Genomic DNA, 26,892 nt, shown 5'->3' with positions numbered 1-26,892 from the left:
ATCTATTTTTGCGGAAATCCATTGCAGAGAGTGCAATAGATTCTATTTTTCAGACAAAATCGAAAGTTTCTATTGCAAAGAATGCAATGAAAAGCCCAAATCAATGAACATAGAGCGCGTAACGTGCAGAACCCAGCATCAAAACACAGCGCCAAGCATCTACCCAATTTCACTCTAACAAAAAGTTGTTCCCAAAAAGATTGCTCACCCTATTAGATTTTGCCTAAACCCGCATCGTCCCCAACCTCTTCATGGGTGTCGATCACATAGTTGACGATTTCATCAACCGTTGTATAAGCAACGCCTACATAAGTATCAGCAGCGCCATAATAGATAGCGATATGACCGGTTTCTGCATCATGCAGAGTAGCACATGGGAAAAGAACGTTATTAACAAAACCTCTTTCCTCGTACCATTCTTCCGGTGTTAATACGAAGTTCTTTGAGCGATATTTCACCTTCGAAGGCTCATTAATATCCAAAATAACCGCGCCCATGCTATATACAAGACCGTTGCAGGTTCCAGTAACGCCATGGTAGAACATCAACCAGCCTTCTGTAGTTTCAATCGGTGCAGGTCCGCCGCCAATCTTGACACTTTGCCACCAGCCTTGACCACCTTTACTCATCACATGGCGGTGTTTACCCCAATATACAAAGTCAGGACTCTCACTAAGGAATACATCACCGAATGGTGTATGACCACTGTCACTTGGACGGGACAACATCACGAAGTTATTGTTGATTTTTCTTGGAAACAATACGCCGTTCCGGTTGAAGGGTAGGAATGGGTTTTCCAAGCTGATAAATGTTTTGAAATCTTGTGTTTTAGCTACACCGATTGCTGCACCGTAGAAATCAGTACACCAGATAATATAAAATGTATCTTCGACCTTAACCAGACGTGGATCGTAAGCATAACGCGGCTGATAAGGTTTACCTTCTTCATCTATAAATTGGATCGGCTCATCATCAATCTTCCAATCCAGACCGTCAACACTATGTCCCATACGCAGATGTGGGCGAGTTGTGTTATCTTCTACACGAAATACTCCGATAAAGCTACCTTCATACGCAGCAACCGCACTATTAAAAATACGCGCCACACCTTTTGCAGGATTTCTCTTGATAACCGGGTTATCATTATGTCTCCAAATCGGATTCTCGTAGCCAGCAGGCTTATCCTGCCAAGGCATATTAGGGATGTTAATTGCACTAGCTCCTACCAATTTCACTTCACTCATTAGTATTCCCTCCAAATGTATGCAACCTATCGAGTTGCTATTTTATCTAATAAAGTTATTAAATCTACTAACTCACTTTACTGAACCTTGCGAAAATCCATTGTAGATATACTTTTGCAACGCGGTAAACACAACCAATGTCGGAATAATTGCGATCATAATCGCCGCACATATGACTTCCCACTGTGATCCATATGGACCTTTAAACTTAAAGAGTGCTGTCGAGATCGTTTGGAGATCTGTTTTCGGCATATATAGGAAAGGCGTGTAAAAATCGTTATAAATATTTACGCCCTTCACAATAATTACTGTCACAATCGCCGGCTTCAGCAATGGCAAAATAATTCTCCAATAAATCGTCCAATAAGAAGCTCCGTCCAGCATCGCGGATTCATCCAGTGATTCGGAGATCGAATCCAGGAACTGCATAAAAATATATACAGCGATAATATCCGTACCGAGGTACATTACGATAGGTGCCCATCTGGTATTAAACAAGCCCAAGTGATTGATGATTTGGAAAGTCGCCACTTGCGTAGTAACACCCGGAATCAGGGTAGCAATCAGAAACATACTGATGAGGACTTTACTGCCTTTAAATTTGAAACGAGATAAAATGTAAGCCATCATCGAACCCGTTAACGTTGCACCCGCAATAGAAATCACAACGATAATGACTGTGTTCTTAAAGCCTAGAAGCATTTTCCCGTCTACAAAAGCCTTTGTGTAGTTGGAGAAGTTCAACCAATTTTCAGGCATAGTTAGCGGCCCGGTTGAAGAATACTCTGTTCCTGTTTTTAACGAAGCGAAAAATACGACAACGATAGGTATCAACGCTGCAAGTGCTCCCAAAATCAAGGTGAGATATTTGAATATACTAGCAGTGGTATATTTTGCTGAATGCATAGTTTATTTCTCCTCCTTGATCAGAACGCGCTGCAGAATAGTAACTAATAATACAATTCCAAGCAATACTACGGCCATCGCTGACGCTAATCCAACTTTGCTGTATTTGAAAGCCACATCTACCGTCTGAATAACAAATGTGCTACTTCCGTTAGAGCCGCCTGTCATGACATACGGAATTTCAAATACACCAATCGCACCACTAATAGCGAGGATTAGATTCAGTTGCAGAATTCGTTTGATACTTGGCATAATAATATGAATAAATTGATGCCACCTATTTGCACCGTCAATATCAGCGGCCTCATAAACATCCTTACCGATCGATGAAATAGCGCCTAGGAAGATCAGGAAGTTCATCCCCATATATCTCCAAAGTGATGCGCCGGCAAGCGAGAAGTTTATCAAATTCGGATTGAGAAGCCATTTTTGCTGTAAACCGCTAAGTCCGATCAAGCTTAGAATCGTATCCAGAGTTCCTTCCGGTTTGAAAAAGAAAAGGAAGATAAATCCGATCGCCACACCGTTTAGCAAGGTTGGAAAGAACAAAATCCCTTTGAACAGATTTTTCATACGAACACTAAAGCTTAGAATCGTTGCGAAATATAAGGCAAGCCCCATCTGAATAAAGGTGGTAAAGAAATAATACAAACTGACTTTAAAAACAGAAAAATATTCGGGATTCGTAAAAATGGTCTTGTAGTTCTCAAACCCGATATACTCCATATTTTTGCTTAGTCCATTCCAGCTTGTGAAGCTATACCGAAACATATTTATAACTGGATAATAAGCAAAGGTGAGCAGTAATACGATCGGTACTAAGGAGAACAAGAATATTATCGCGATCCGTTGATTTCTATAACTCAAATTTGAAAACTTGAACACCCGATACACCTCCAGAAGAAAGCTTCCTCATTTAGTAAAGACTTAATTAAATGTGAAGGGGGAAATGCCCATTAGCATATCCCCTCCGACATTCACTACAGCCTATAGCATTTAGAATACTTATAGTTTTTACTGTGCTGTGACTTTTGCGCGGGCAGCTTTCCACTTATCGTTAAGATCCTTCATGATATCGTCATAGGATTCTTTTCTGTTACCGATCGCTGCTTCAATAATGCGTTTCTTGAAGTCTGGCTGCCAAGCACCAATTTCAGCTTGCTTGTCGATTTCATCGGACCAGCCTTCTTCACCAGCTTTAGCAGCTGCAAGTGTGTCAAATGTTACTTCAGTGCCTTCATATTGTTTCAAAATTTCGGGAAGCTCAGCACCGATAGCCGGACTCATACCACCACCTTCGGTGGTAGGGTAGCCAGATTCGTTAATGAACCAATCCACCCAAGCTCTAGCCGCTTCTTTGTTTTTACTGTGAATGCTAACACCCAGATTGTAGTCACCTGCAAGTGGTACAAGCACTTTTTCTGCATTCGTAGGGAATGGCATAAAGCCAACGTCATCTGGGTTAGCAGCAAGGCCTTTAATTTGACCAATCGCCCAAGATCCAAGAACCATAGTACCGATTTTTCCGTTTGCTAGATCTGCTTTGGAAGATTCCCAATCTGAAGTCGTTGGGTCTTCTTCAATCAAACCTTTTTGTGCTGCATCATATAGAATTTTGTACAGCTCATAGTGAGGTTGACCTGGAACATAGTTATCGTCGCTAGCAACTTGACCGATATTGACATAGTCACGATTGCCGGCAACCGTAGCCAGATCCGCTTCCCATTGCGTTAATGTCCAGCCCGCTGCGTAGTTTGTGTACAAAGGCACTGCTTTTGTCTTATCTTTAATCGATTGAAGAGCCGTCAAGAATTGTTCAGGGGTTCTTGGAACCTCTGTAATCCCAGCGTCTTTGAAGACCTGTTTATTGTAAATCACACCATTAAAGTTGATTGTCATTGGAATTCCGTAGGCAACGCCGTCTACTGCACGCTCTTCCACACCTGTATACTGCTTGCTCATATCTTCGAGTTTACCCAGTGGTTCAAAGAAATCGGGAATATCTTTAATTGCTATACTTGTAGGTAACAAAAGAACATCGCCGTAGTCACTAGTACTCATCCGGATTTTAATTTGATCTTCGTAAGTTGCAAGCGCCTCAAAGTTTACTTTTACATCAGGATATTTTTCATTGAACTTAGCCGCATACTCTTTGAATACGGTATCAACAATATCCGTTCTTTGAGTAATTACTGTAATATCCCCTTTAATATCTTTGGCTGCCGTATCCTCAGCTGGAGCTGAAGAAGCCTCTGTGGATGTCCCCTTATTCCCTGTGTTCTTTGCACCCTCATTGTTGGAGTTGTTGTTTGAGGAACAACCGCTAAACAATCCCGCAACAAGTGTCAGTGCCATTAAGCTCACTATTGTTTTGCCTTTTTTCATGCTTTTACGACCCCTCTCTTCGTTTCAAATCTAATTTTTAGTAGATAACAAAATAATAACTTTTATCATCACAAATAGTTGAAATGAGTATTTATCAATTCCACAATTATTGAATTACTCATGAAAACAAGTGATGATATCGCTTACAAACTCATTATAAATCTATTTTTAACGCAAAACGATGGTTTGAATTGCTTTTTCTGGTCTTGTATTTGTTATTTTTGTTTTTGTTATTTATATTCTGTTATATAATTTATCGAAAATAACCACAAAAAAAGAGAGCTTATCGCCCTCTTAAATAATAGCTTCCTATATAAGTCTAAAACTCTCGTTCCATTTTCGATATTTTACAGCCGCTTTTATAATCCTTTGGTGTCATACCACACATTTTCTTGAACAATTTATTAAAATAAACAGGATCACTATAACCTACTTTATCGGCAATTTCATAATTTTTCAGGTCAGGATGCTCCATCAGCAATTCTTTCGCCTTAGTAATACGAATCCGAATTAGATAATCGGTTATAGTTAGGCCCGTCTTTATTTTGAACAAACGGCTGAGGTAGCTCGCATTCATACCGACGGTCTCCGCCAAGCGCTCGAGTTCGAAGTTCTGATCATACTCCCTCTCCAGTATGCTCTTAGTCTGTTCAACTACGTAATGCTCTCCACCGTCTGCCGCTTGAGAGAACATCTCCTCCTGGTCTTTGACGTTCTTTTTCTTCGCACCCTCTACTCTCTTGAGGAGTTCATATAGCTGAGTCTTATCAATCGGTTTTAGTAAATAATCCATCACCCCATGACGGATTGCTCGGCGGGCATATTCAAATTCACTGAATCCACTAAGAACGGCAATAGGCATATCCTCCATCTGTCCTCTAACCTGTTCAATTAGCTTAAAACCATCCATTCTAGGCATTTTTATATCTGTAATAAGCAGATCCATATCCTCTCGGGATAACTTTTCAATATGCTCCCAAGCTTCCAACCCGTTTCCGTAGGATCCAATTACATGTACGTCTAATTCCATCCTGGATGTGATTTTTTCAAGCCCTCTGCGAATGACTTCCTCGTCGTCCGCAATCATAATATTTATCATTTGAGTACTTCCCTCCAGTTGTATCGGCCAGTTATTATGATTGCGCTATCATCACGAATAGTATTCTCCCCATCTATTACGTCAATGTAGGATTGCGCTCATTTATAGTCTTGTATTTACTATAACGAAAGTTATTCAAATTTCCCAGCCGCAACTATAAATTGTCCTTGAAATCATCTTCGAAAAAGTATATAACTAAATTAAGTTGTTATTATAAACTAACAAATTAATAATAACTATATAACAAAATTAAGATTTGCTAATTTTTCTCTTTTCTATTTTCAATGTAAGGTGGGGATTTCCAATGCGATTTAACAACGAATACATTGCAGGTGTAACCTGGGGTTTCTCGGGTACTCGTGGTTCATGGAAAACAGAAGAAGCGGAACGTTCGATGGAACTCATGTCTTCAGTTACTGGAGCGAACTGGACAGCTATTGCTCTTAGTGCGCTTCAAGCTACCGCTCATTCAACGGAAATTCCCTATTGGGAAACTCCAACCGTTAGTGATGAAGAAGTGAAATCGGCCATCAGTAAAGCGAAATCATTACAGTTAAAGGTATGCCTGAAGCCGATTGTTAATTGTGCTGACGGAACTTGGCGTGCTCACATTAACTTTTTCGATAAGGATGTTCCTTGCGAGCCTAAATGGTCTGAGTGGTTCAGCTCATATACCAAATTCATTCTGCACTATGCCTCCATCGCTGAGGAAACAGGCTGTGAGATGTTATGTATCGGCTGTGAGCTTGTACAAACGGATAGGCGGGAAACTGAATGGCGCACACTTATTGCTGAGGTTCGGAAGGTTTACTCAGGAATTCTTACTTACAATTGCGACAAGTATCAGGAGGACAACGTAACCTGGTGGGATGCGCTCGATGTGATTTCTTCAAGTGGGTATTATCCAGCTAACGATTGGGAAGCTCAGCTCGACCGGATTGAGAATGTAGTGCGATCACAGAATAAGCCTTTCTTTTTCATGGAAGCCGGTTGCCCAAGCCGGAGCGGAAGCGCCGCTATTCCTAATGACTGGACCTTAAAGGGTGAACCGAGCCAAGAGGAACAAAGCAAGTTCTATCGGGCAATGTTTCAAGGCTGTGAGCGCAGAGATTGGGTTCAGGGCTTTATGCTCTGGGACTGGCCTACTCATCTTTATCCCATTCATGAAGCTGCTCAGAATGATGATTATTGTATGTATGGCAAGCAAGCCGCAGGGATTATCAACGAATATTTCACCTCAAAAATCAATAAGTAATGTGAGGAGTGACTAATAACCAATGATTAATTCACCAGAATTATGGATTACCCAGCTTGAAGATGAGCTGCAGGGTAATATCCTCAGTTTTTGGATGAAACAAACGAAGGACAAAATTAATGGGGGATTTGTTGGCGAGATTGACAATCAGCTGAACACTAGTCCTGACGCGGAGAAAAGCCTTGTGCTTAATGCCCGTATTCTATGGTCCTTTGCGAGCGCTTACCGGATTTACGGCAAGACAGAATATCTGGCTATGGCAGAACGTGCCTATGCCTATCTGATGGATCACTTCATCGATAAAGAGTATGGCGGTTTATACTGGATGGTCGATGCTGAAGGCAAACCTGCTCAGGAGAAAAAACAGATCTACGGCCAAGCTTTTGCTATCTACGCATTGGCTGAGTTCTACCATGCAACCGAACGATCTGAGGTATTGGATGAAGCGATTCAATTGTTCCAGCTTGTAGAGAAATACGGCTATGATTCTATATATAAAGGTTATGTTGAAGCTTTATCCCGGGAATGGCAAATCACGGATAACCTAAGTCTTAGCAGTAAGGATATGAATGAGAAAAAATCTATGAATACGCATCTGCATGTGTTAGAGGCTTATACCGGACTTTTTCGAGTATGGAAGTCTAAGGAACTAGAGAGCAAGCTGGCTGAGCTAATCGAAACAATGCTGGATCATATCATTGATAAGGAAGGCAAGCATTTCCATCTTTTCTTAGATGAAGCATGGACTGTGAAATCAGATATTATCTCCTACGGACATGATATCGAAGGTAGCTGGTTACTTGTGGAAGCAGCAGAAACGCTTGGACATGAAGAACTACTGCATCGTGTACATACAGTAGCCATCTCCATGGCAGAGGCCGTTCTTGCGGAAGGCATAGATAACGACGGCGGAATATGGAATGAAGCAGACACGAACGGATTACTGAGCAAAGAGAAAGATTGGTGGCCGCAAGCCGAGGCGGTTGTAGGATTCTATAATGCTTATCAGCTGACCGGTGACAGCAAATTTAACGAGGCTGCCCAAGCCTCCTGGACTTTTATTGATAAATATATGGTAGATCACCAGTTAGGCGAATGGTACTGGAGTGTAGATGAGAATTACCAGCCTTTAGCTCATGCTCCAAAGGTTAGTGCCTGGAAATGTCCTTATCATAACAGCAGAGCCTGCTTCGAAATGATCGCACGACTGAAATCAACTATAAAGGAGACTGTATAATGTCATTATTTCAAGAACGCAAACAACAATTAACAGATCGTTATGAAACACTGATCACCCGTAAAAATGAAAAGCTTCCTTATGGAAACGGTATTTATGACCGCTATGCTTATCCACTGCTTACCGCTGAGCATGCTCCCCTAATCTGGCGTTACGACTTCAACCCAGACACCAACCCTTTCTTCGCGGAAAGAATCGGTGTAAACGGTGTATTCAACCCTGGTGCGATTGAACTGAACGGCAAGTTCTATCTCGTAGCCCGCGTTGAAGGTAATGATCGCAAATCTTTTTTTGCTGTAGCTGAAAGTGACAATGGGGTGGATGGCTTCCGCTTCTGGGATCACCCAGTCGTGCTGCCTGAGACAGAAGTTCCGGATATCAACGTCTACGACATGCGCCTCGTAAGCCATGAAGATGGCTGGATCTACGGTCTCTTTTGTACAGAACGCAAAGATCCAAACGCCCCACACGGCGATCTTTCCAGCGCAGTAGCACAATGTGGTATTGTTCGCACAAAGGATTTGAAGACCTGGGAACGTCTGGCTGATCTTAAGACGAGTTCTGCTCAGCAGCGTAATGTGGTGCTTCACCCTGAATTCGTAGATGGAAAATATGCCTTCTACACTCGCCCACAGGATGGCTTTATTGATGCAGGCTCCGGTGGCGGTATTGGCTGGGGACTCTCGGATACCATTGAGGATGCCGAGATTACGAGCGAGACTATCATGGATGAACGCCACTACCATACCATCAAGGAAGTAAAGAATGGTCAAGGTCCTGCACCTATCAAAACTGCAAAAGGCTGGCTGCATATTGCTCATGGTGTACGCAATACCGCTGCTGGGCTTAGATACGTGCTCTATGCCTTTTTATCTGATTTGGAGGAGCCAAACAAAGTCACGCATTCACCAGGCGGTCATTTCATCGCACCAGACGGTGAAGAACGTGTCGGGGATGTCTCTAACGTCGTGTTCTGTAATGGTGTGATTGCACGTGATAACGGTGAGATCTACATTTACTACGCTTCCTCCGATACTCGCATCCATGTAGCTACAACTACCGTTGACCAAATGTTAGATTACGTGCTGAACACTCCTGAGGATCCGCTTCGCTCATATGCTTGTGTACAGCAACGTATCGCTCTCATTGATCGTAATTTGGCACTGTAGGGTTTGGCTTTTAAACTTATACAGAAAAAAAAGCGTCCTCAGTTAAAGTTTCTACTGAGAACGCTTTTTTTCTTCTTACTAGACACGGGCAGGTGTACCTTGATGGAAATACATCTTCCATTCTCCAGATGTAGCTCAAAATGACTCAGTGTCATTCGAACAATTCCTAGTCCTTCTTCAGGAATACCATCACTTTTATACCACGTTCCACCCGAACTACCAATTTCAAAAAAATCGTCGGCGAGCAGCTTTGATATTTCTTCAGGAGAAGAACGAATTTCTGGCTTTAATAATTTTTCTTCTAGCTCGCGTAAATAGACCTCTAGCCTAGCCTCTCTCGTCATTCCCGATCACCTTCGATCTCACTTTGTCTCATACAAAGCCCGGTATTCATCCTCCAGCATAGACATCAAAATCAAGTTATGAAATTCTCCATCAACATAAAGAGCATCCCGCTCCACACCATCGCGTTTGAAACCGAGCTTCTCATAGACATGAATGGCTCTTGGATTAAATGGATACACACCAAGATGGATGCGATGCAGCTTCAAGCTTTCAAAGCCATATTGCAGCATTTGAGTCATAGCCTCAGTACCGTAACCTTTCCCTCTATGTTCATGGCTACGAATCCCAATTCGAATGTTTGCGCTGCGGTTATCCGGATCTATTTCATTCAGCACCACTTCTCCGATAAGCTCATCCGTTTCCTTGACGATAATCATAAGATCCACACGATCCTCAGCTGGAACACTAATTTTTCGAATCCAGTCCGCAGTTTGCTTGCGAGAGATTTCTCCTTGTGACCCCGTTAGACGTCCCATCTCCTCATCAAGTAAAAAGTTATAATAAGCCTCCAGATCGGTCGCTTCTACAGCACGCAGAATAATATGCTCGCCATCTATCTTTGGCATTGTATTTGCTTCAGTCATAGCATTTCCCCCTAAACTACCTTCACCATTATATATTTGTAAAACTAATTTCTAGTCGCGCGGTTTATCCACAGAATCACGATGCACTATGTCTGCTGCGATCAGGATCTTCTCCAGTGGCGCAGAGGGATGCCCAATCCGGCTTAGCAGCTTCTCCACTGCCGCCCGGCCCATCGCCTCTTTAGGGACATGTACAGTAGTTAGCGGCGGAACACCTCTTGAGGCATCCTCAATATTATCAAAGCCCGTAACCGAGATATCCCCTGGAATATTAACACCTTCTGCCTTCAGGATATCACTGACCGAGAGTGCTGTTTTGTCATTGGCGCAGACCAAGGCGGTTGGGAGTGTCTTCGCTTTTTTCCGCTTCATCACCCAATTTTTAAAATCCTCTTGGAATACATCTTCCTCCACCCCTTCCAAAAAGAGATTTGAGTCGTCTTCCAAAGGCAGTCTTATCCCACTCTCCTCCAGCGCACTCCGAAAGCCAATCCACCGGTCACGGAAGCTGCGTGAGAATCCAATATTCCCGATAAAATGCATTTGGGTATGGCCTGTCCCCATCAAATGATTAGTCAGCCGAGCCATCGAATCCACATTGTTCGCGAATACAGTATCACTTGGAATTAATGGATCTTCATGGTCAATCAACACCATCGGCAGACCGATGCGATGTACCTCAAGCAGTAAAGAAGTGGAGATTTCACCCACACCTACCAAACCAAGAATTCCGCTTGGGTTCAAGATATTAACAAAATTATCTGCACGGTTCTCAGAGATGATCACCATTCCTAGTCCTTCTTGATCCAGAGCAAGAGCAATACCGTCCACAATCTTTCCCCAATACAAGGAATCCTGAGTCTGTGAGCGGATATTCGGCATTAATACAAGCACAGATTGCTTATTCCGATCACTTCCCGCCACCGGAGGCGTTCGTTTAATACCTTGGACAAAAGCGTTCTTTTGCGTAAAATAGCCTAACTGCGAAGCCGCTTGAATAACTCGTTCTCTGGTCATCTCATTAACGCCAGCTTTACCCGATAGTGACTTAGAGACAACAAATTTAGATACACCGAGATGATCGGCTATTTTTTGCATGGTGACCTTTTTAGCCATATTAAACCCTCCAGATTTACTTGAAATTTATGTACTTATATATTTAAGGCTGTGAAGCCACCTGTGTTTCCGCTCGCGCTTCCTTCCATTTGGCATTCAGTTCATCAAAAGCCTTCTGTAAATCAGGTGCAGCAAGTAACTCCTGAATATAATCACCGGACCAAAAGGATAGCTTGGCACGATTTGCGATATCAATGAATGCATCACTCTGAACTGTGGGATCAAGCAGCTTCGGTTTGTAAGATAAAAACTCTTGATACTGCGGCATAAAAGGGTTTAAGCTGCCGTCAGCAGGGAGAAATCCCCAATCATCTTTATAGGAAGTCTCCTTCACAAAAAAGTTCAGCCAAGCCATTGCAAGCTCTTTATTCTTGCTATATTTACTTACCCCCATGAACCAGTCTGAATTGATCGGCGCATAATGAGAGTCACTATTATCATATGGAAATGGGAAGAATCCAATATCTTCTGGCGAAGCTCCAACATCAAGGACTTGTCTAATTGTCCAATTTCCAACTAAATACATCCCTGCTTGACCCTTGGCGAGCTTAGTCTTCGATATTTCCCAATTGTTCGAGAATAGTTCATCTTCAACATAACCTTTAGATATTAGGGTTCTGGCAATAGAAATCGATTTCCCCCATTCATTATCAAGCTGCCACGGGCTATCTTCATTTACCATTTTATTAAGATATTCAGGGTCGCCTGCCATATAGTTAACTAGAGTATTCCCCCATTCACGCAGTGGCCAAACCGCCCCATAATTCATATATAGCGGGATAACTCCAGCCTGTTTCAACTTAGCACAAGCCTCATAGAATTCATCTAGTGTCCGTGGTACAGAAGTGATCCCTGCTTTTTCGAAAGCTCTCTTATTATAGACGATCCCAACCGTGGTAGTTCCCGTCGATACCCCATATCTTTTGCCCTCATAAGTAGAAAAAGAAGGGAACCGTTCACCAGCAGTTGTTTCCTCATCCAGCGGCTCGAAAAAATAATCCAGCTCCTTTGCAGGGAGATTTACCGGAAGCAGCAGTACATCACCCGCATCCTTAGTGGACAGCCGTACCAGAATATCCGTTGCATAGTTGGACAGACCTTCAAATTCGACATTCGCCCCGGGGTATTTTAGCTTGAATTGATCTGCGTATCCTTGAAAAGTTCCGTTCTCAATCAAATCTATTCGATTGGTCATCATGACTATAGTGCCGGATAAGTCAGACTTCACTTCGTTTCCAACTGGAGGTGCTGGTGATTCCGTCTGCTTGGTGTTGTCCTCACAGCCACTTATTGATATCAAAAAGAGAAGAAGCAGTACGGTACGCATAGACCAGTGTAATCTCATCCCCTTCAACGGACAGCCCCCTCTGATTTCAGTCAGGTAATCAAATCATTTCCGGTTCCAGCAGCGGTAGCGACAAAATAACATCCGTCCCTTGTCCAAGCACACTGTATACCTCAATTCCATATGCCGCTCCATAATGAAGGCGCACTCGTTGCTGTATATTTTTCATACCAATCCCCCCATTGATGCTTTTCTTAGGAGGACTTTCTTTCTGAAGCCCATCGTTCAATCTCTCCAAAGTGAGCTTATCCATTCCACAGCCATCGTCCTTAATATGAAACAGCAGCATTTGCTCAGTAATCTCGCAACGAATGCTTAGATGCATTTGCGGTTTGTTATCATCTAAGCCATGATAGGCTGCATTCTCTATGATCGGCTGGAAGACCAGCTTGATAATAGAGTAATTATCTAGCTCCTTCGGCACGTCGACGTCGAGTACGAAACGATTAGGGTAGCGACAGTTCAGCAGCTCAACATAATTGCGTACATATCCAAGCTCTTGCTGCATTGTCGTTTTACCGCTCAAATCACTTGTACTATACCGTAGCAGTTTACCTAAAATAGAGATCATATCCGCAGCTTCAATATCATCATTAAGCTCAGCGGTCATCCGGATCGACTCCAGCGTATTATAAATAAAATGAGGATTAATTTGACTCTGCAGAGCGTGAAGTTCCGCTTCCTTCTTCTGTTCTTCGATTCGGTAGATATCTTGAATTAACTGCCTGATCCGAGCCAACATTCGATTGAACTGATGTCCGAGCAGACCAATCTCGTCACGCCGCCTAACCCTAAACATCACATCCAGATCGCCGCCCTGAACCTTTTTCATCAGATGAATCATTTGGGATAGCGATTTAGTGAGCGCAAAGGAAAGAATAATGGAGATGATTAGCGCCAACACAATGATACTTAATGTAGCAGCGAGTGTTGCATTACGAGTCACCTTCACATCCCGCATCAGCACATCCACAGGAATGGAGATAATGGCCTTCCAATTGCTCTTGTTAGAGCTTGAATAGATATTGAGAAATTCTTTTCCGTTGACTGTATCATAGAAACTTCCGGATATCCCATCGACCCTTTTGAATCGCTCTGAATCAGATACATCTGTGGCAAGAAGCTTTTTATTGCTGTCGTACACGACCATCCCATTTCCATCAACAATCAGAGATTGGCCATGTGTTACTTTATCCAACTCTTTAACTCGATTCTCCAGATTGCTAATATTCGCTTCTACCGCGATCAGCCCAATCGGATTTAGCAATCCATCCACGATTTTGCGAACAACAGTAAAAGCATATCGAGTACTCTGCAAATTACTCGTAAACGATTGGGTGCCAAACAAGAGTGCTTCTCCGCTGGAATCCTTCGTCTGCTGACTCCAGTACGTATAGCTTTGATCAAGGTCAAGCCGCACTCCACCATCCTTGGCAGAATAATAGCCATTCCCATGAGCATCAAAAATATAAACCGTGTTCGCGCCTCGCTTAATATTGTTAATAAATGAAATATTACCTTCTATTCCCCGCTGAATGGATAGCAACAGATCAAAATCTCCAGGCGACAATGAGGCACTGCCTCCTTTCCCACCCATGATCTCTTTCTGCTCATAGTACCGGTTTGAACGAATTAAATTTTGTTTAATATCGTTCACATAGGCTGGCATAGATGAAATTCGCTTCATATCTTCGATATAATCATCTACTCCATCCATCATTTGATCGATTAGCTTCTCAGAATAAGCAATAGTGTTGCCCTGAATAGACGCTGAATAACTCTTATAAGTAAACACACTAATGAAGGTTAGCGGAAGCGTAATAATGATTAAAAAGACGAGGAGCAGCTTGCGTTCCATGCTCATGTCCCCGATAGCGGACCACCAGCCAAAGATGCGTTTACCTTTCATAGGGTCCTTCTCCTTAAACCTTTTTACTAACTTGTTATTATTAATTACCTAACAAAATTATTATACGGGGAAGTTCTTCTTTATACAATAACAAAACCGCTTCCTCATAGCGAAGAAGCGGTTTTGTTAGGAAGACCATATAATGATTAATAAGGGATCCTATTACTTTATAGTGAATAATGACAGCTTGTCCTTCAACTGTCCTGAAGCACTTTCCAGCTTGCCTGATAGTGAAACGAGTTGATCACTAACACTTTGCTGTTCGTTACTGAGTGAAGCCACTTCTTCAGAAGTCGCTGAAGATTGCTCAGCTACAGCACTGACGTTACCCATCGCTTCTGACAACACAACCTGTGAATGATTTAAGCTGCTGATCGCTGTTGTCACCGATTCCAGACTAGTAATGAACTCATCCATCTGTCCCTTTACGGATACAAAGATATCACTCGTACTCTTCACTGAGCTTATTTGCTCTTTAAAGAGAGGGGCCACTTCAGATAATACAGCTTCCGTTTCGTTCATTTCCATTATGATCTTGTCGGTAATTCCGGCTACTAGGGCGATAGACTGCTTTGATTGGTCGGCAAGCTGTCGCACTTCACCTGCTACCACCATAAAGCCCTTACCAGCTTCACCTGCACGTGCAGCTTCTATCGTCGCATTTAATGACAAAATATTCGTCTGCTGTGTGATACTCTTCATCACGTCCAGCACCTTAATTACTGAAAACACCGTTTCTTTCAAATGATTAACACGCTCTACAAGCGCACTTGTCTTTTCCCCAGTACGGCTAGTCTGATCCAATAAATCCGTTAATTGTTTAGCACCTTGCGCACTGGCTTCTCCTACCCCACGAGCAGCCTCGTCCATCTCAGAGTTGGCACTGATCACAGTCTGCATTTGTGTAGCTATCACATCTGTAAGCTCATTCCCACGTTCGGCTTCAAGTGCCAGACTGCCTGCTCCTCCGGCGATTTCTTCCGTCGCGGCTGCGATCTCCTTCGCTGAGATAGCTGTCTTGCGCGATGCTTCTCCAAGCTCCCCAGCGGTCTCCAGCACATCTCGAGCGGTTTCTGTCGTTTGCGATACAAGCTCAGTAATACGCTCCATCATCAAGTTAAAGGATGCTGACAGTTGACCAATTTCATCCTTAGACACATATTCTGTGCGTACACTTAAGTCTCCACCTGCACCTTGAACCATAAGATTCTTCAAACGTGCCAGTGGGCGAGCAATCATACGAACCATCCAAATTCCGATGAATATCGCCAGCAGAGCCGCACCCGCAGCTGCAATAAAAGTTGTCAACAGAATCGGACGTGCTTCCTTCACAAGCTCGTCTGTAGGAACTACACCGGTGAGCTTCCAATCCGCACGCATCATCGGATTAAACACCGCCAGAATTGGTTTGCCGTTAGAATCTTTGACATCTAGACTAGTGTTATTCTTCTTGCTCTCTTTGATAAAAGTAAACTCCGACGGCTTTCCTTCATCCTTCTGATCGGTAGAAGCCACCACTGTTCCATCAGGAGTCACCAATTGAATACGGGAGCCGTCTCCAAGCTTCACGCTTGCGAAAGCTTCTTCCAACAGTGCATTTTTCATTACAATCATGATTATGTAACTATCATTTGATCCCAGATTTTTAAGAGATCTCACCATAGCGATATCCTTTTCTTCATTTCCTTGAACGGAAGTGGAGAACCAAATATTTTTGGCACCGCCTTTGTCACCGTCTGAATAATATGGATTATATTCTTTGGTGCTGGCTAGAACCGTCTTATACCATTCTTGCTCTCTTAATCCATCAAGATTAATGCCACCACTACCACTTGTAACAATATCTTGATCAGGTGACTCTGGAATCAAAGAGACACTGATAATATTAGAATCTGTTGTAGTCTGACTGGATAATTTCTTACTAATGGAGCTTGTAGCTTCAAACTTTTCATAAGACGTTTTGGCATTCACCAAAGCCCTAAGATCCGTTTGCGTTTGTGCATCAAAATAAAGCTGCAATGCCAGGTTCTCATACTGTTTCAAGGTAATATCCAGCTTCTCAGCAGTCTGAATAATAGTCTGACGATAAGCTTCGGATACGTTATTCTTTATCGTTGTTTTTGCCTTTGAATATGATATTAGTCCAAGTGACATCACTACGATTACAGTGGAGCAAAGGAAGATTAGAAATAACTTCACTCCGACGGATTTGATAGGATTCACTCTCTTGATTTGGCTTCCCCAACCCAACACCATATTCTTAGCATCTAGCTTTGATGTCTTACCTGTGCTTGCTTCATTGCTCTGTACATTTACGGATTTCTTATTATTTTTCTTCATCTCTAACCTTCTCTCTTTATGCTTTTCACTAATACTATCTTGATCAGGATCCCCATCATGATCATCTACCCGCTAATATTAGAGGACATATGAAAGCGCTAACTATATTATATATCGGTATATTAGGTCTTTTTTCTTAGCTTTAATACACTTTTTTTATAACTTTTAACCTATGTATTTTGAGGCAAAAAAACTTCGTTCGTTCTGCCCTCCTTCTTGGATTTATTTGTTAGTTACTAATATATATAACTTATTGTTAGCTTTGTCAAAAGAAAAACAGGGATGCTCTTCTAACAAAGAACATCCCTGTATCCTATTAAGATTTTCTCTTACGCATCATATCAAAGTATGCTACTGGTTGATCTACCTTCATGCGAACACGTTGCAGAGGATGACGGGCTACATCAAGCGGGTTGCCTGCTTCATCCCATATTTCCGCTACAGTCTGCTTAAAGAACGTATCATTCGGTCCGAAGAATTCAACTTCCTGACCAGGCTTGAAGTGATTGCGTTGCTGAATTAGTGCCATTCCACTCTCAGCATCGTATTCTAGCACAAGTCCGGCAAAATCATAAGGAGCTGCTTTTTCTTCCGGCTCATAGATATGATCTTCATGATCCGGAGTATCATAGAAGAACCCTGTGTTAAGCGGGCGATTCGCCGCTTTGTTCAGCTCGTCCAGCCACTCTTGCTTCAACTCGTACCCTTCCGGATCAGCCATGTAAGCATCAATGGCTTTACGATAAGCATTAACGACAGTAGCTACATAGTGAATCGACTTCATCCGTCCTTCGATCTTGAAGCTGTCGATACCGACTTCAATGAGTTCAGGGATACTTTCCAACATGCACAAATCCTTAGATCCCATGGAAAAGGGATTATCCCCTTGCTGATGCAGTGGAATCTGAGTTACACCCGGAAGTAAAGGTGCCGGAGATTGCACTTCAGCTTGATCTTCTTCAGACACCCAAGTGCCTTCAGGACGCGCATCCTCGAACAGATCATATTTCCAGCGGCAAGACTGGCAGCAGCCTCCGCGATTGGAGTCACGGTCTGTAAAGTGATTGGATAATACGCAGCGACCTGAGTATGAGGAGCACATCGCACCATGGATAAAGCTCTCAATTTCAATATCGACATGCTTCTTAATCTCGGCGATCTCTTCCAGGCTTGTCTCACGCCCGAGTACTACACGTGGTAGACCTTCTTCTTTCCAGAAGGATACGGCTTGCCAGTTCAGTGTAGATTGTTGAGTACTCAAATGCACCTCTAATCCAGGTACTAAACGGCGCGCTGTATCTACAATGACTGGGTCAGCTACGATAATGGCAGCAATACCGACTTCATATAGGTTACGCAGATATTCTTCAATCCCTGCGACATCTTCATTGTGAGCATAAATGTTCGTTGCAACAAATACCTTAGCGCCATACTTCTTCGCGAATTCAACACCTTCACGCATTTCCTCAAAGCTGAAATTGTCTGCCCCTGAACGCAAACCGTATTTCTGCCCTCCGATATAAACAGCATCCGCACCATAATGTACTGCGAATTTTAATTTTTCCAAATTACCGGCCGGAGCTAGGAGCTCCGGTTTGTCCAGACGGTAACGTTTGCCCTTGAATTGCGGCTTTGTCATGGTTCCCATTCCTGTTCTCCCCTCCATCGCCCCGCAAAGTGATGTCTACACTTGATTACAAGCATTTAAGTCTTTGCAGGGAAATAAAAACTGTCTTAAATTAAACTTAATATACTTGCTCTTTATAGAAAAATCCGAAGCTTAGCTCCCGTTCTGGATCCTGCAACGTTCTGATTGCTTCCATCCAATCCTCTTGAAAAGAATATCCTTCTGGGTCAGCTGCATAGAGATCAATAGCTTTACGATATGTCTTAACAACCGCCACATTATAAGCTGTTGATTTCAACAATCCTTCAATCTTAAAACTCTGTACGCCTGCAGCCATAAGGATATGAAGATCCTCCAAAATACAAATATCATCCGAACTCATAATATGTGTACCGTTCACGTCTTCATAGATCGGGAACTTTTGGTCATCTCGTTCTGCCTCAATCAAGAATAGACCACGTTCCTTGCCAAGACTGCCCCCTTCAATTGGACGTCCTTGATGTGACATATAGCTTTCTACAAGCTTACGCTTGGAATGATATATATTGGTCATGCCGTGAACCTGAACCTGTGCTTCTACCTCTAAAAGCGGAACCATTTCCGTCATTTCATCCATATTCAGCTCACGGGCAAGAACAACGCGACTAGCCCCTTTACGCCCCCAATAATTCGCGGTTGCGTAATTGGTAGAGGTCATTTCTGCATTCCAATGCAGATTCATCCCCGGCGCTTCCTTTTTCACTGTAGTCAACACAGCAGGATCACCAAATTCAACACCATCAACACCAAGTTCACCTATAGCCTTCACATAGGCAGGAAGCTCTTCGAGAAGAAGGTTGGACATGAGCCCACCTAGTCCAGCATATACCTTGCAGCCACGCGCATGTGCCATTTCTACGACAGCAGCTGAATCCTCCAGAGAAAAATGTCCGGCAAGACGCATGCCGAAACGGTCATCCCCGATGAGCAACGCGTCGGCTCCGGCATCCAGCAAAGCAGCAGCTTCCTCTAAGGATGCTGCTGTCGCCAACAATTCCGGTTTGTTAGTCATGTTGTACCTCCTACTTGTACAGTTGTTTCAACCGCACCACTCTTCATTTTAATATTTTATTTCGATTCTTGCTTACTTTTTTCGATATTGGCTAAATGTTCCTTGTAGGTCTTAGCAAACAAATGGCCTTGTGTACCATCTTTCTTAGTCACATAGAAGTAGTATTCAGATGCCTCAGGTTCAAGTGCCGCCTGAATGGAAGCCAGCCCTGGATTACTAATAGGTCCCGGAGGAAGCCCAATATTTCTATACGTATTATAAGGACTGTCAACTTCCAAATCTTTATATAACAGTCTTTCCTTCTGTTTGTCGAGCAAATATTGAACCGTAGCATCAATCTCCAGCTTTTGCTCCTTCTTTAAGCGGTTATAAATCACGCCAGCGACTAGCGGTCGTTCACTATCTACCACGACTTCACGCTCAACTAACGAGGCCACCGTCAACAGTTCATGCAGCGTCATTCCACGTGCTTCAAGCTTCTGCTTCCAGTTCGGGATCGTATCCAGTTTCTTCTGGAACTGATCCAATAACGCTTCTACAACTTCCTGCGGTGTACTGTCCTTAGCTAGTTCATACGTTTCTGGGAACAAGTATCCTTCAAGACGATGGCGAAGATTCTTATCCTGTGGGATACCTAGAAGATCAACTCCCTTTAAGCCCGCACCGGTATCCATTATTTCGAGAAAAATAGCAGCCTCCTGATTCCACGCTTCAGCAAGCTTCTTAGCAATCTGCTCAGCAGTATATCCTTCGGGAATTGTAAAGGTTATGGTCTCTTCCTTAACAACATCACCAGCATTTAACCTCTCGATGAGCTCGTCATAGGTATCGCCTGGACTAGCAACATAAGTACCAGCCTTGAAGCTAGAACCTTCTTTGGTCCATTTCAAATATCCCTTAAAAAAAAGACTGTTGCGAATAATGCCATTTTGTTCGAGCAGGTCGGCTATTTCCGCACTGCCCATGCCCTTCTCTATCGTAAATGTTACGGCAGGTCCTGCAGGCTTTACCGGCTGCATCCCGTTCCAAATGTACCAAGCGCCTCCGCCTCCTGCTGCTACCAGCAAAAGAATAACGATAAGCACAGTACGGATTGCGGATTTCAAGTCAGGTTCCTCACTTTCCGACTATAAAGTATAAAAGTGTATTACTTAAAATTCAATACATATCTCAAGAAATGCTCTACATAAGGAAGTCACTGTAAGAGTTACAGGGAATTACTCCCTATATTTCATCAGCTCAAGGCATGATCCCGGTTATTCCTTGAAATTATAGGGAGTAATTCCTTATAATATCAAAACACCAACCAATCCCTCTTACTTATGAGGAGAATTCCCTATAAGTAAGAGGGATTGATGATCGTACCTGAATCTCAGGAATTAATAAGTTGAATTCTCCAAAAAGAACATCACATATACCAAGCAAAAAGAGCGCGGAATTCTCCGCCCTCTTCCGTACTCGTCATAAATGTAACGTACATGTTTAAGACTTACTCTGCGTCATCCACTGGGAAAGTCATCTCATCATATAGTTCTGAGATATCTTCCCATTCTTCATCGTCAACGATGTTCTCTAATTCCGGAAGTCCGTTAGGAGAGACAACGATACGCAGGATTTCATAATCCACGTCTTTACCAGCGCCTTGCAGCACAGCATAGCCGCGACCACCGACTTCAAATTCGGCAATAATATCGTAAATGGAAGACTTGCCCTGCTCATCTTCCAGTTCTACTGTTTCTCCGTAGGCTTCTTTAAGTCGAGAAGTCCATACCGCTTGATCAGCGGATCGTTCAGTCATTCTCAGATCCTCCGTCCAACTCGTCAACCAGTGTGTTGAAAGTCTCTTCGACAATCGCCCACTCCTCGTCATTATCGATCATGAACAATTGAAGATCGTCGCCTTCTTCCACATAACGGAACGCATAAACCTCATCGGTTTCCTCGTCCTCGGAATCAAGCGGAACCACCATCATGTACTTAGCGTCCGAGCCATCAACCTCAAACTTCATAATGACCTCGAATTCCTCTTCATTACCTTCCTCATCGGGAATATAGATAATTTCCGGTTCTTCCTCTTGGCCAATCTGTTCGTTTGTCATTTCCTCGCACCCCTCACCTTTTACTGTTAGCATCCAAAAAATTTTGCAAAATCAGGGCTGCAGCCATTTTGTCCACAATCCCTTTGCGTTTCTTCCGGCTGACGTCCCCTTCAATCAGCACCCGCTCTGCGGATACCGTCGTCAGACGCTCATCCCAAAGGTGTACGGGCATTGCAAATTGCTCCCGCAGCTTGTCAGCGAACTCTATGCAGATTTCGCCCCGGGGTCCTACTGAGCCGTTCATATTCTTCGGTAGACCAACTACAATCTCTCCAATTTCGTGCTCCGTAACAAGTTCACGAATACGTTCGAACTCATTACCAGTACCGCGGCGCTCAATCGTTTCAAGAGCTTGTGCCGTCCATCCAAAAACATCGCTTGTGGCTACACCGATTCTACGGTCGCCGTAATCCAGTCCTAACTTCTTCTTCATCTGGGATTATCCACCTTGTGATTGACGAGGTAGAATCTAACCAGCTCTTCAATCAGCTCATCACGTTCTTTTCTCCGGACCAAACTTCTCGCATTGTTATGACGCGGAATGTAAGCTGGGTCTCCGGAAAGTAGATACCCTACGATCTGATTGATCGGATGATACTCTTTCTCCACCAGTGCATCGTATACAGCGAGCAATATTTCCTGGGGAGAAGCTTCCTTTTCGTCGCCCTTCACATTGAATTTGACCGTTTTGTCCATGGAGTCCATTTGTGACACCTTCCTTCTGCAAAATCACCCTATCAGGGCGGCTTCGCAAAGTTGCTACTGTGCAGCTCACTTGCTTCCTTTATCATAACATATTCATAGCCCAACGAGGAAATCCTACGCGTGGAATAACGCTTTTTTTGGTATTTCCTCTACAAAAATAATGATATTTTTGGCTTTTAAGCTATTGTCAAGCACAACTTTCCATGAAAATCTAACCACCTGTTAATAAAGAGTAGCGGTACTGATGTCAACCTCTCAGTACCGCTATGTTTTTTCGTAATACGTTTAAATTAAGAAATAGTTTCGTAATTTTAATTTATGCTAGGGAAGCTATTAATTCTTCAGCTTTAGCCAGTGCCTCACTAAGCTTGGAAGCGTCTTTACCGCCAGCTTGTGCCATATCTGGACGTCCGCCGCCGCCGCCGCCGCATACTGCTGCAACTTCTTTAACGATCTTACCAGCGTGGAAGCCCTTTTTCACCAGATCCTGTGGTACAGCTACAACAAAGTTCACCTTATCGTCCATGGCAGCACCCAGAACAAGAACAGCATCCGGAAGCTTGGATTTCAATTCATCTGCAGTGGAACGCAATGCATCCATATTTCCTGCTTGAACGGCAACAGCAAGAAGCTGCGTACCTGTGCCAACCGTCTTCACACTGCTCGTTAGTTCAGCAGCAAATGTTGCGCTCAGCTTAGATTGCAAGGATTCATTCTCACGCGAAAGCTCACGGACTTGGTTATGCAATGCTTCAATCCGTTTTGGAACATCATTCAAAGAAGACTTCAGTAGACCTGCAGATTGCTTGAGCAGATCCAGTTGACTCTCAGTGAACTGATAAGCGTAACGTCCAGTCACTGCTTCGATACGGCGCACTCCAGAACCAATACCACTTTCGCTAAGCAGCTTGAAAATTCCAATTTGAGATGTGTTGGATACATGGCATCCGCCACAAAGCTCAAGGCTGTAATCGCCGACTTGAACGACACGGACGATATTACCATACTTTTCACCAAATAGTGCCATAGCACCCATAGCCTTAGCTTCATCAATCGGCTTGTTCTCAATGACTACATCAAGACCACGCCAGATTTGTGCGTTCACGCGATGCTCGATGTCGCTTAGTTCTTCCGGTGTAATCGCTCCGAAATGGGAGAAGTCAAACCGTAAACGTGCGCCTTCCACTAACGATCCTGCTTGGTTAACATGGCCGCCGAGAACCTCTTTGAGCGCTTTATGCAGTAGATGGGTAGCTGTATGGTTCTTCACGATATCTTCACGCTGTGCACGATCTACTTCAGCGCGAACCGATTCGCCTACTTTCAATTCTCCAGCTTCCACAGTTACCAAATGTACATGTTGACCGTGTGGAGCTTTGAACAATCCTTTTACCTTAGCTGTAACCGAACCGCCAGTAAGCACACCCGTGTCACTCACCTGTCCACCACTTTCAGCGTAGAACGGTGTTGCCTCAAGAATCACTTGGCACTCTGCGCCTTCGCCAGCAGTGTCCACCAATTCGTCACCCACAACAATAGCCATAATCTTCGACTCTGTTACCGAGTCATTATATCCAACAAATTCACTTTTAACCGTCAGATCCGCCAATGCGCCACCCTGAATCTTCATGCTGCCACCGTCATGACGTGCTGCTCTTGCACGGTCACGCTGTTCTTGCATAGCGGCATCGAAACCTTCACGGTCTACAGTTAATCCTTGCTCTGCTGCGAAATCTTCAGTCAAGTCAAATGGGAACCCGTAAGTGTCATAAAGCTTGAATGCATCGGCTCCAGCAATGGTGCTGAGGCCATCCGCTTTTGCTTTAGTGCTGATCTCCCCCAAAATAGCCAATCCGTCAGACAATGTCTCATGGAAACGTTCTTCTTCTGTACGGATAATCTTTGCGATATATTCACGATTCTCGACAACGGATGGATAATACACACCCATAATCTCGCCAACAGTTTCCGTTAATTCATGCAGGAATGGACGATCCAGACCCAAGGTTTTTCCGTAACGAACGGCACGGCGTAGCAATCGACGGATAATATAACCACGACCTTCATTAGAAGGAAGTACTCCGTCACCTACGGCAAAAGTAACCGTACGCACATGGTCAGCGATAACTTTAAGCGCGATATCCTGCTCAACATTATCTTTATAAGTTACACCGGCAAGCTCAGCAGTTTTTTGAATAATGGGTTGGAACAAATCGGTATCGAAGTTGGAATCTACATCTTGCAAAATGGAAGCAAAACGCTCTAATCCAGCACCGGTATCAATGTTCTTGTTCGGAAGCGGCGTATAGCTGCCATCCTTGTTATGGTTGAACTGTGAGAACACTAGGTTCCATACTTCAAGCCAGCGTTCGTTTTCTCCGCCTGGATACATTTCTGGATCGCTCATGTCGCTGCCGTAAGCTTCGCCGCGGTCATAAAAGATTTCCGAACAAGGACCACAAGGGCCTTCGCCGATATCCCAGAAGTTTTCATCTCCCAGCTTAATGATGCGTTCTGCTGGCAAGCCCACTTTTTCATTCCATAGCTTGAATGCTTCTTCATCCTCAGCATACACAGTTACGGAGATGCGTTCAGGATCGAAGCCGATCCACTCCTTGCCAGTTAAGAATTCCCAAGCCCATGTAATAGCTTCTTCTTTGAAATAATCGCCGATAGAGAAGTTACCCAACATTTCGAAGAACGTATGGTGACGACGTGTCTTCCCTACATTCTCGATATCATTGGTACGAATACATTTCTGTGAGTTCGTCAGGCGCGGATTCTCAGGAATCTCACGTCCATCAAAGTAAGCTTTCAGCGGTGCCATACCTGCGTTAATCCACAGCAGCGATGGATCGTTATGCGGTACGAGGGATGCACTAGGTTCAATCTTGTGACCTTTACTTTCAAAAAACTTAAGCCATTTGGAACGAATTTCACTTGCTTTCATTATTTACAGCTCCCGTCTCATCATTAATTCGGCGTATGCGCCAGATTACACAAATTTTCTAAAAAATAAAAACAAAAAAACGCCCCTGAATAATTCAGGGACGATTAATATCGCGGTACCACCCTGGTTATCGCCTTAACCCGATTCACGGGAAAATTGCAGACGATCGCCTTGACGCGGCTGATAACGGGTGCCCCCGGTGAGATTTGTGATCCCACACTCCGAAATTAGCTTTCCACCGGCCTGTCTTCAAGGTTCTCACAGCCATTACGAAACGCTTTCGTAAAGGAACCTGTTCTCTGATCAAGCCATCCTCCGGTGTACTTCATTTTCATCAACGTTTTATCCGATTTACATTTTAACATTTCAAGTATAGCCAGTGCCCCTGCATCTGTCAATCCGGGGGGTAGCTAAGGCTAAAGTGAGAATATATGATTTTTGTAATGGTGAACTCGAACACTTAAAGAATATAGTAAATCTCAGATATCATTTGGGAAATTATGTATTATATATGATGTTCTAGAATACGCAATGCTCGGGTAAAACCTAAGGAGGATTACAAATCATGCTGCGCAATAAAGTAACTGAGGAGCTATCGATTGTTAAAGTTAAGCCTACATCAATACGCTATATCGTCAGTCTCATTTTTATTCATATTCTCTTCACACTAACGGTTAACCTTGTCCTTTTTGCAAATGGAACTTTAAGTGTTATTGCCAAAAGCACAAACGGATGGATCAACGAAACGTTAGCTGCAAATCTGTTCGGCCTTGTGTTAGAAGTGGTTATTTTCTTATGTATAATAGCTAAATTATCACCTAGTGATATTGGGTTAAGAAAAAATAAATTATTAGCAGGACTTATCGGTACTTTACTATTTTGGCTTGCTATAAACATTGTTGATTTAGGTATGACATTACTGACTCACTCAAGTTTAACATTCAATAATGATATCTTTACGAATTCGAACGTCGTCTTCGGTGGATTTCTGGGTCAGATTTTCGGAAATGCTTTACTGGAAGAAGTTTTGTTTCGGGGCTTTCTGCTAGTTCAAATTTATCTTTTATTAAATAAAGTCAAAAAAGTCAAAACCAATACTTCACGCATTGTTTATGCAATGCTTATCTCACAATCGATCTTTGCCGCTATACATATCCCAAATCGGATCTATTCAGGATTAGTCGGAATTGATTTTGTTTATGATTTTATCGTTCTAGTAATCCTAGGGATCATATTCTCATTACTCTATGTCCTAACTAAGAATCTATTTTTCGTGATTGGCGTCCATTCCTTAATGAATGTTCAGATTATGTTTTGGGATAGCAGTTTCACTTATACAGCAACTTTAATCTGTGTATTGTTACTGGCTTGTCTTTTAATTTGCTTCAGAAGAAAGAAATTCCGAGCGGAGAAATCGATGGATTTGAGTCTTCACTAGCAAATCCCTCCCCACATACTTCGGAAGCAGACGATAACAAAACGTAGGGCAGCGACTCTCAAGTAAATATGAGAATCGCTGCCCTGTG

The 26,892-nt window shown here is 43.2% G+C and carries 23 protein-coding genes; 4 read left to right on the top strand and 19 right to left on the bottom strand.

What is annotated here, in order from left to right; genetic code table 11:
• Nucleotides 1–212: 212 nt before the first annotated feature.
• The 5 genes from R50345_RS07885 to R50345_RS07865 form a co-directional block, all read right to left on the bottom strand.
• Nucleotides 213–1,244, bottom strand: coding sequence for a glycoside hydrolase family 130 protein (locus R50345_RS07885; RefSeq protein ID WP_042125506.1), 1,032 nt, complete (start codon nucleotides 1,242–1,244; stop codon nucleotides 213–215).
• 72 nt (nucleotides 1,245–1,316) lie between these two features.
• A complete protein-coding gene (locus tag R50345_RS07880; RefSeq protein ID WP_042125504.1) occupies nucleotides 1,317–2,150 on the bottom strand; it encodes a carbohydrate ABC transporter permease in 834 nt (277 codons plus the stop codon).
• 3 nt (nucleotides 2,151–2,153) lie between these two features.
• Nucleotides 2,154–3,035 (bottom strand): carbohydrate ABC transporter permease, encoded by an 882-nt coding sequence (locus tag R50345_RS07875; RefSeq protein ID WP_042125503.1) that lies wholly within the window; start codon nucleotides 3,033–3,035, stop codon nucleotides 2,154–2,156.
• 129 nt (nucleotides 3,036–3,164) lie between these two features.
• Complete coding sequence (locus R50345_RS07870) at nucleotides 3,165–4,535, bottom strand: ABC transporter substrate-binding protein (RefSeq protein ID WP_042125500.1); 1,371 nt, start codon at nucleotides 4,533–4,535, stop codon at nucleotides 3,165–3,167.
• Nucleotides 4,536–4,854: 319 nt separating this feature from the next.
• Entirely contained in the window at nucleotides 4,855–5,634 is a 780-nt protein-coding gene (locus tag R50345_RS07865; RefSeq protein ID WP_042125498.1) for a response regulator transcription factor, read from the bottom strand.
• A gap of 304 nt (nucleotides 5,635–5,938) precedes the next feature.
• On the opposite strand from R50345_RS07865, the gene R50345_RS07860 reads away from it, so the two are divergent.
• The 3 genes from R50345_RS07860 to R50345_RS07850 are packed head-to-tail and all read left to right on the top strand — an operon-like array spanning nucleotide 5,939 to nucleotide 9,295.
• Entirely contained in the window at nucleotides 5,939–6,889 is a 951-nt protein-coding gene (locus R50345_RS07860) for a glycoside hydrolase family 113 (protein WP_042125496.1), read from the top strand.
• 22 nt (nucleotides 6,890–6,911) lie between these two features.
• On the top strand, nucleotides 6,912–8,126 hold the full coding sequence (locus R50345_RS07855) for an AGE family epimerase/isomerase (RefSeq protein WP_042125495.1): 1,215 nt from the start codon (nucleotides 6,912–6,914) through the stop codon (nucleotides 8,124–8,126).
• On the top strand, nucleotides 8,126–9,295 hold the full coding sequence (locus R50345_RS07850; RefSeq protein WP_197069758.1) for a glycoside hydrolase family 130 protein: 1,170 nt from the start codon (nucleotides 8,126–8,128) through the stop codon (nucleotides 9,293–9,295). Before R50345_RS07855 ends, R50345_RS07850 begins: the two co-directional genes overlap by 1 nt.
• Before the next feature lie 38 nt (nucleotides 9,296–9,333).
• On the opposite strand, the gene R50345_RS07845 is transcribed toward R50345_RS07850, so the two are convergent.
• From R50345_RS07845 to alaS, 14 genes are all read right to left on the bottom strand, one after another.
• The gene (locus R50345_RS07845; protein ID WP_052414518.1) at nucleotides 9,334–9,639 is read right to left on the bottom strand and encodes a nuclear transport factor 2 family protein; all 306 of its coding nucleotides are present in this window, start codon (nucleotides 9,637–9,639) and stop codon (nucleotides 9,334–9,336) included.
• An 18-nt stretch (nucleotides 9,640–9,657) separates the two neighbouring features.
• The gene (locus R50345_RS07840) at nucleotides 9,658–10,224 is read right to left on the bottom strand and encodes a GNAT family N-acetyltransferase (RefSeq protein WP_042125490.1); all 567 of its coding nucleotides are present in this window, start codon (nucleotides 10,222–10,224) and stop codon (nucleotides 9,658–9,660) included.
• A 51-nt stretch (nucleotides 10,225–10,275) separates the two neighbouring features.
• The gene (locus R50345_RS07835; RefSeq protein WP_042125488.1) at nucleotides 10,276–11,340 is read right to left on the bottom strand and encodes a LacI family DNA-binding transcriptional regulator; all 1,065 of its coding nucleotides are present in this window, start codon (nucleotides 11,338–11,340) and stop codon (nucleotides 10,276–10,278) included.
• A 43-nt stretch (nucleotides 11,341–11,383) separates the two neighbouring features.
• Nucleotides 11,384–12,685, bottom strand: a complete 1,302-nt coding sequence (locus tag R50345_RS07830; protein WP_042131970.1) for an ABC transporter substrate-binding protein — start codon at nucleotides 12,683–12,685, stop codon at nucleotides 11,384–11,386.
• A gap of 40 nt (nucleotides 12,686–12,725) precedes the next feature.
• On the bottom strand, nucleotides 12,726–14,594 hold the full coding sequence (locus R50345_RS07825) for a cache domain-containing sensor histidine kinase (RefSeq protein ID WP_042125486.1): 1,869 nt from the start codon (nucleotides 14,592–14,594) through the stop codon (nucleotides 12,726–12,728).
• 162 nt (nucleotides 14,595–14,756) lie between these two features.
• Nucleotides 14,757–16,934, bottom strand: a complete 2,178-nt coding sequence (locus R50345_RS07820) for a methyl-accepting chemotaxis protein (RefSeq protein ID WP_156114748.1) — start codon at nucleotides 16,932–16,934, stop codon at nucleotides 14,757–14,759.
• Nucleotides 16,935–17,250: 316 nt separating this feature from the next.
• A complete protein-coding gene (locus tag R50345_RS07815; protein WP_042125482.1) occupies nucleotides 17,251–18,582 on the bottom strand; it encodes a peptidase U32 family protein in 1,332 nt (443 codons plus the stop codon).
• 97 nt (nucleotides 18,583–18,679) lie between these two features.
• Entirely contained in the window at nucleotides 18,680–19,612 is a 933-nt protein-coding gene (locus R50345_RS07810) for a peptidase U32 family protein (protein WP_042125480.1), read from the bottom strand.
• Nucleotides 19,613–19,668: 56 nt separating this feature from the next.
• The gene (gene mltG, locus R50345_RS07805) at nucleotides 19,669–20,718 is read right to left on the bottom strand and encodes an endolytic transglycosylase MltG (RefSeq protein WP_231574078.1); all 1,050 of its coding nucleotides are present in this window, start codon (nucleotides 20,716–20,718) and stop codon (nucleotides 19,669–19,671) included.
• Between the two features lie 383 nt (nucleotides 20,719–21,101).
• A complete protein-coding gene (locus R50345_RS07800) occupies nucleotides 21,102–21,410 on the bottom strand; it encodes a DUF1292 domain-containing protein (RefSeq protein WP_042125478.1) in 309 nt (102 codons plus the stop codon).
• Nucleotides 21,403–21,711: a DUF1292 domain-containing protein gene (locus tag R50345_RS07795; RefSeq protein WP_038569507.1), complete on the bottom strand. Its 309-nt coding sequence runs from the start codon at nucleotides 21,709–21,711 to the stop codon at nucleotides 21,403–21,405. The genes R50345_RS07800 and R50345_RS07795 overlap by 8 nt, the downstream gene beginning before the upstream one ends.
• 13 nt (nucleotides 21,712–21,724) lie before the next feature.
• A complete protein-coding gene (gene ruvX / locus R50345_RS07790; RefSeq protein ID WP_042125475.1) occupies nucleotides 21,725–22,144 on the bottom strand; it encodes a Holliday junction resolvase RuvX in 420 nt (139 codons plus the stop codon).
• A complete protein-coding gene (locus R50345_RS07785; protein WP_042125473.1) occupies nucleotides 22,141–22,416 on the bottom strand; it encodes an IreB family regulatory phosphoprotein in 276 nt (91 codons plus the stop codon). Before R50345_RS07785 ends, ruvX begins: the two co-directional genes overlap by 4 nt.
• Before the next feature lie 316 nt (nucleotides 22,417–22,732).
• Nucleotides 22,733–25,366, bottom strand: coding sequence for an alanine--tRNA ligase (alaS, locus tag R50345_RS07780; protein WP_042125471.1), 2,634 nt, complete (start codon nucleotides 25,364–25,366; stop codon nucleotides 22,733–22,735).
• 565 nt (nucleotides 25,367–25,931) lie between these two features.
• On the opposite strand from alaS, the gene R50345_RS07775 reads away from it, so the two are divergent.
• Nucleotides 25,932–26,804, top strand: coding sequence for a CPBP family intramembrane glutamic endopeptidase (locus R50345_RS07775; RefSeq protein ID WP_042125470.1), 873 nt, complete (start codon nucleotides 25,932–25,934; stop codon nucleotides 26,802–26,804).
• Nucleotides 26,805–26,892 lie beyond the last annotated feature (88 nt).

Source organism: Paenibacillus sp. FSL R5-0345 (assembly GCF_000758585.1).
Taxonomy (GTDB): Bacteria; Bacillota; Bacilli; order Paenibacillales; family Paenibacillaceae; genus Paenibacillus_AQ.
This window is presented reverse-complemented; position numbering and strand designations above follow the sequence as displayed.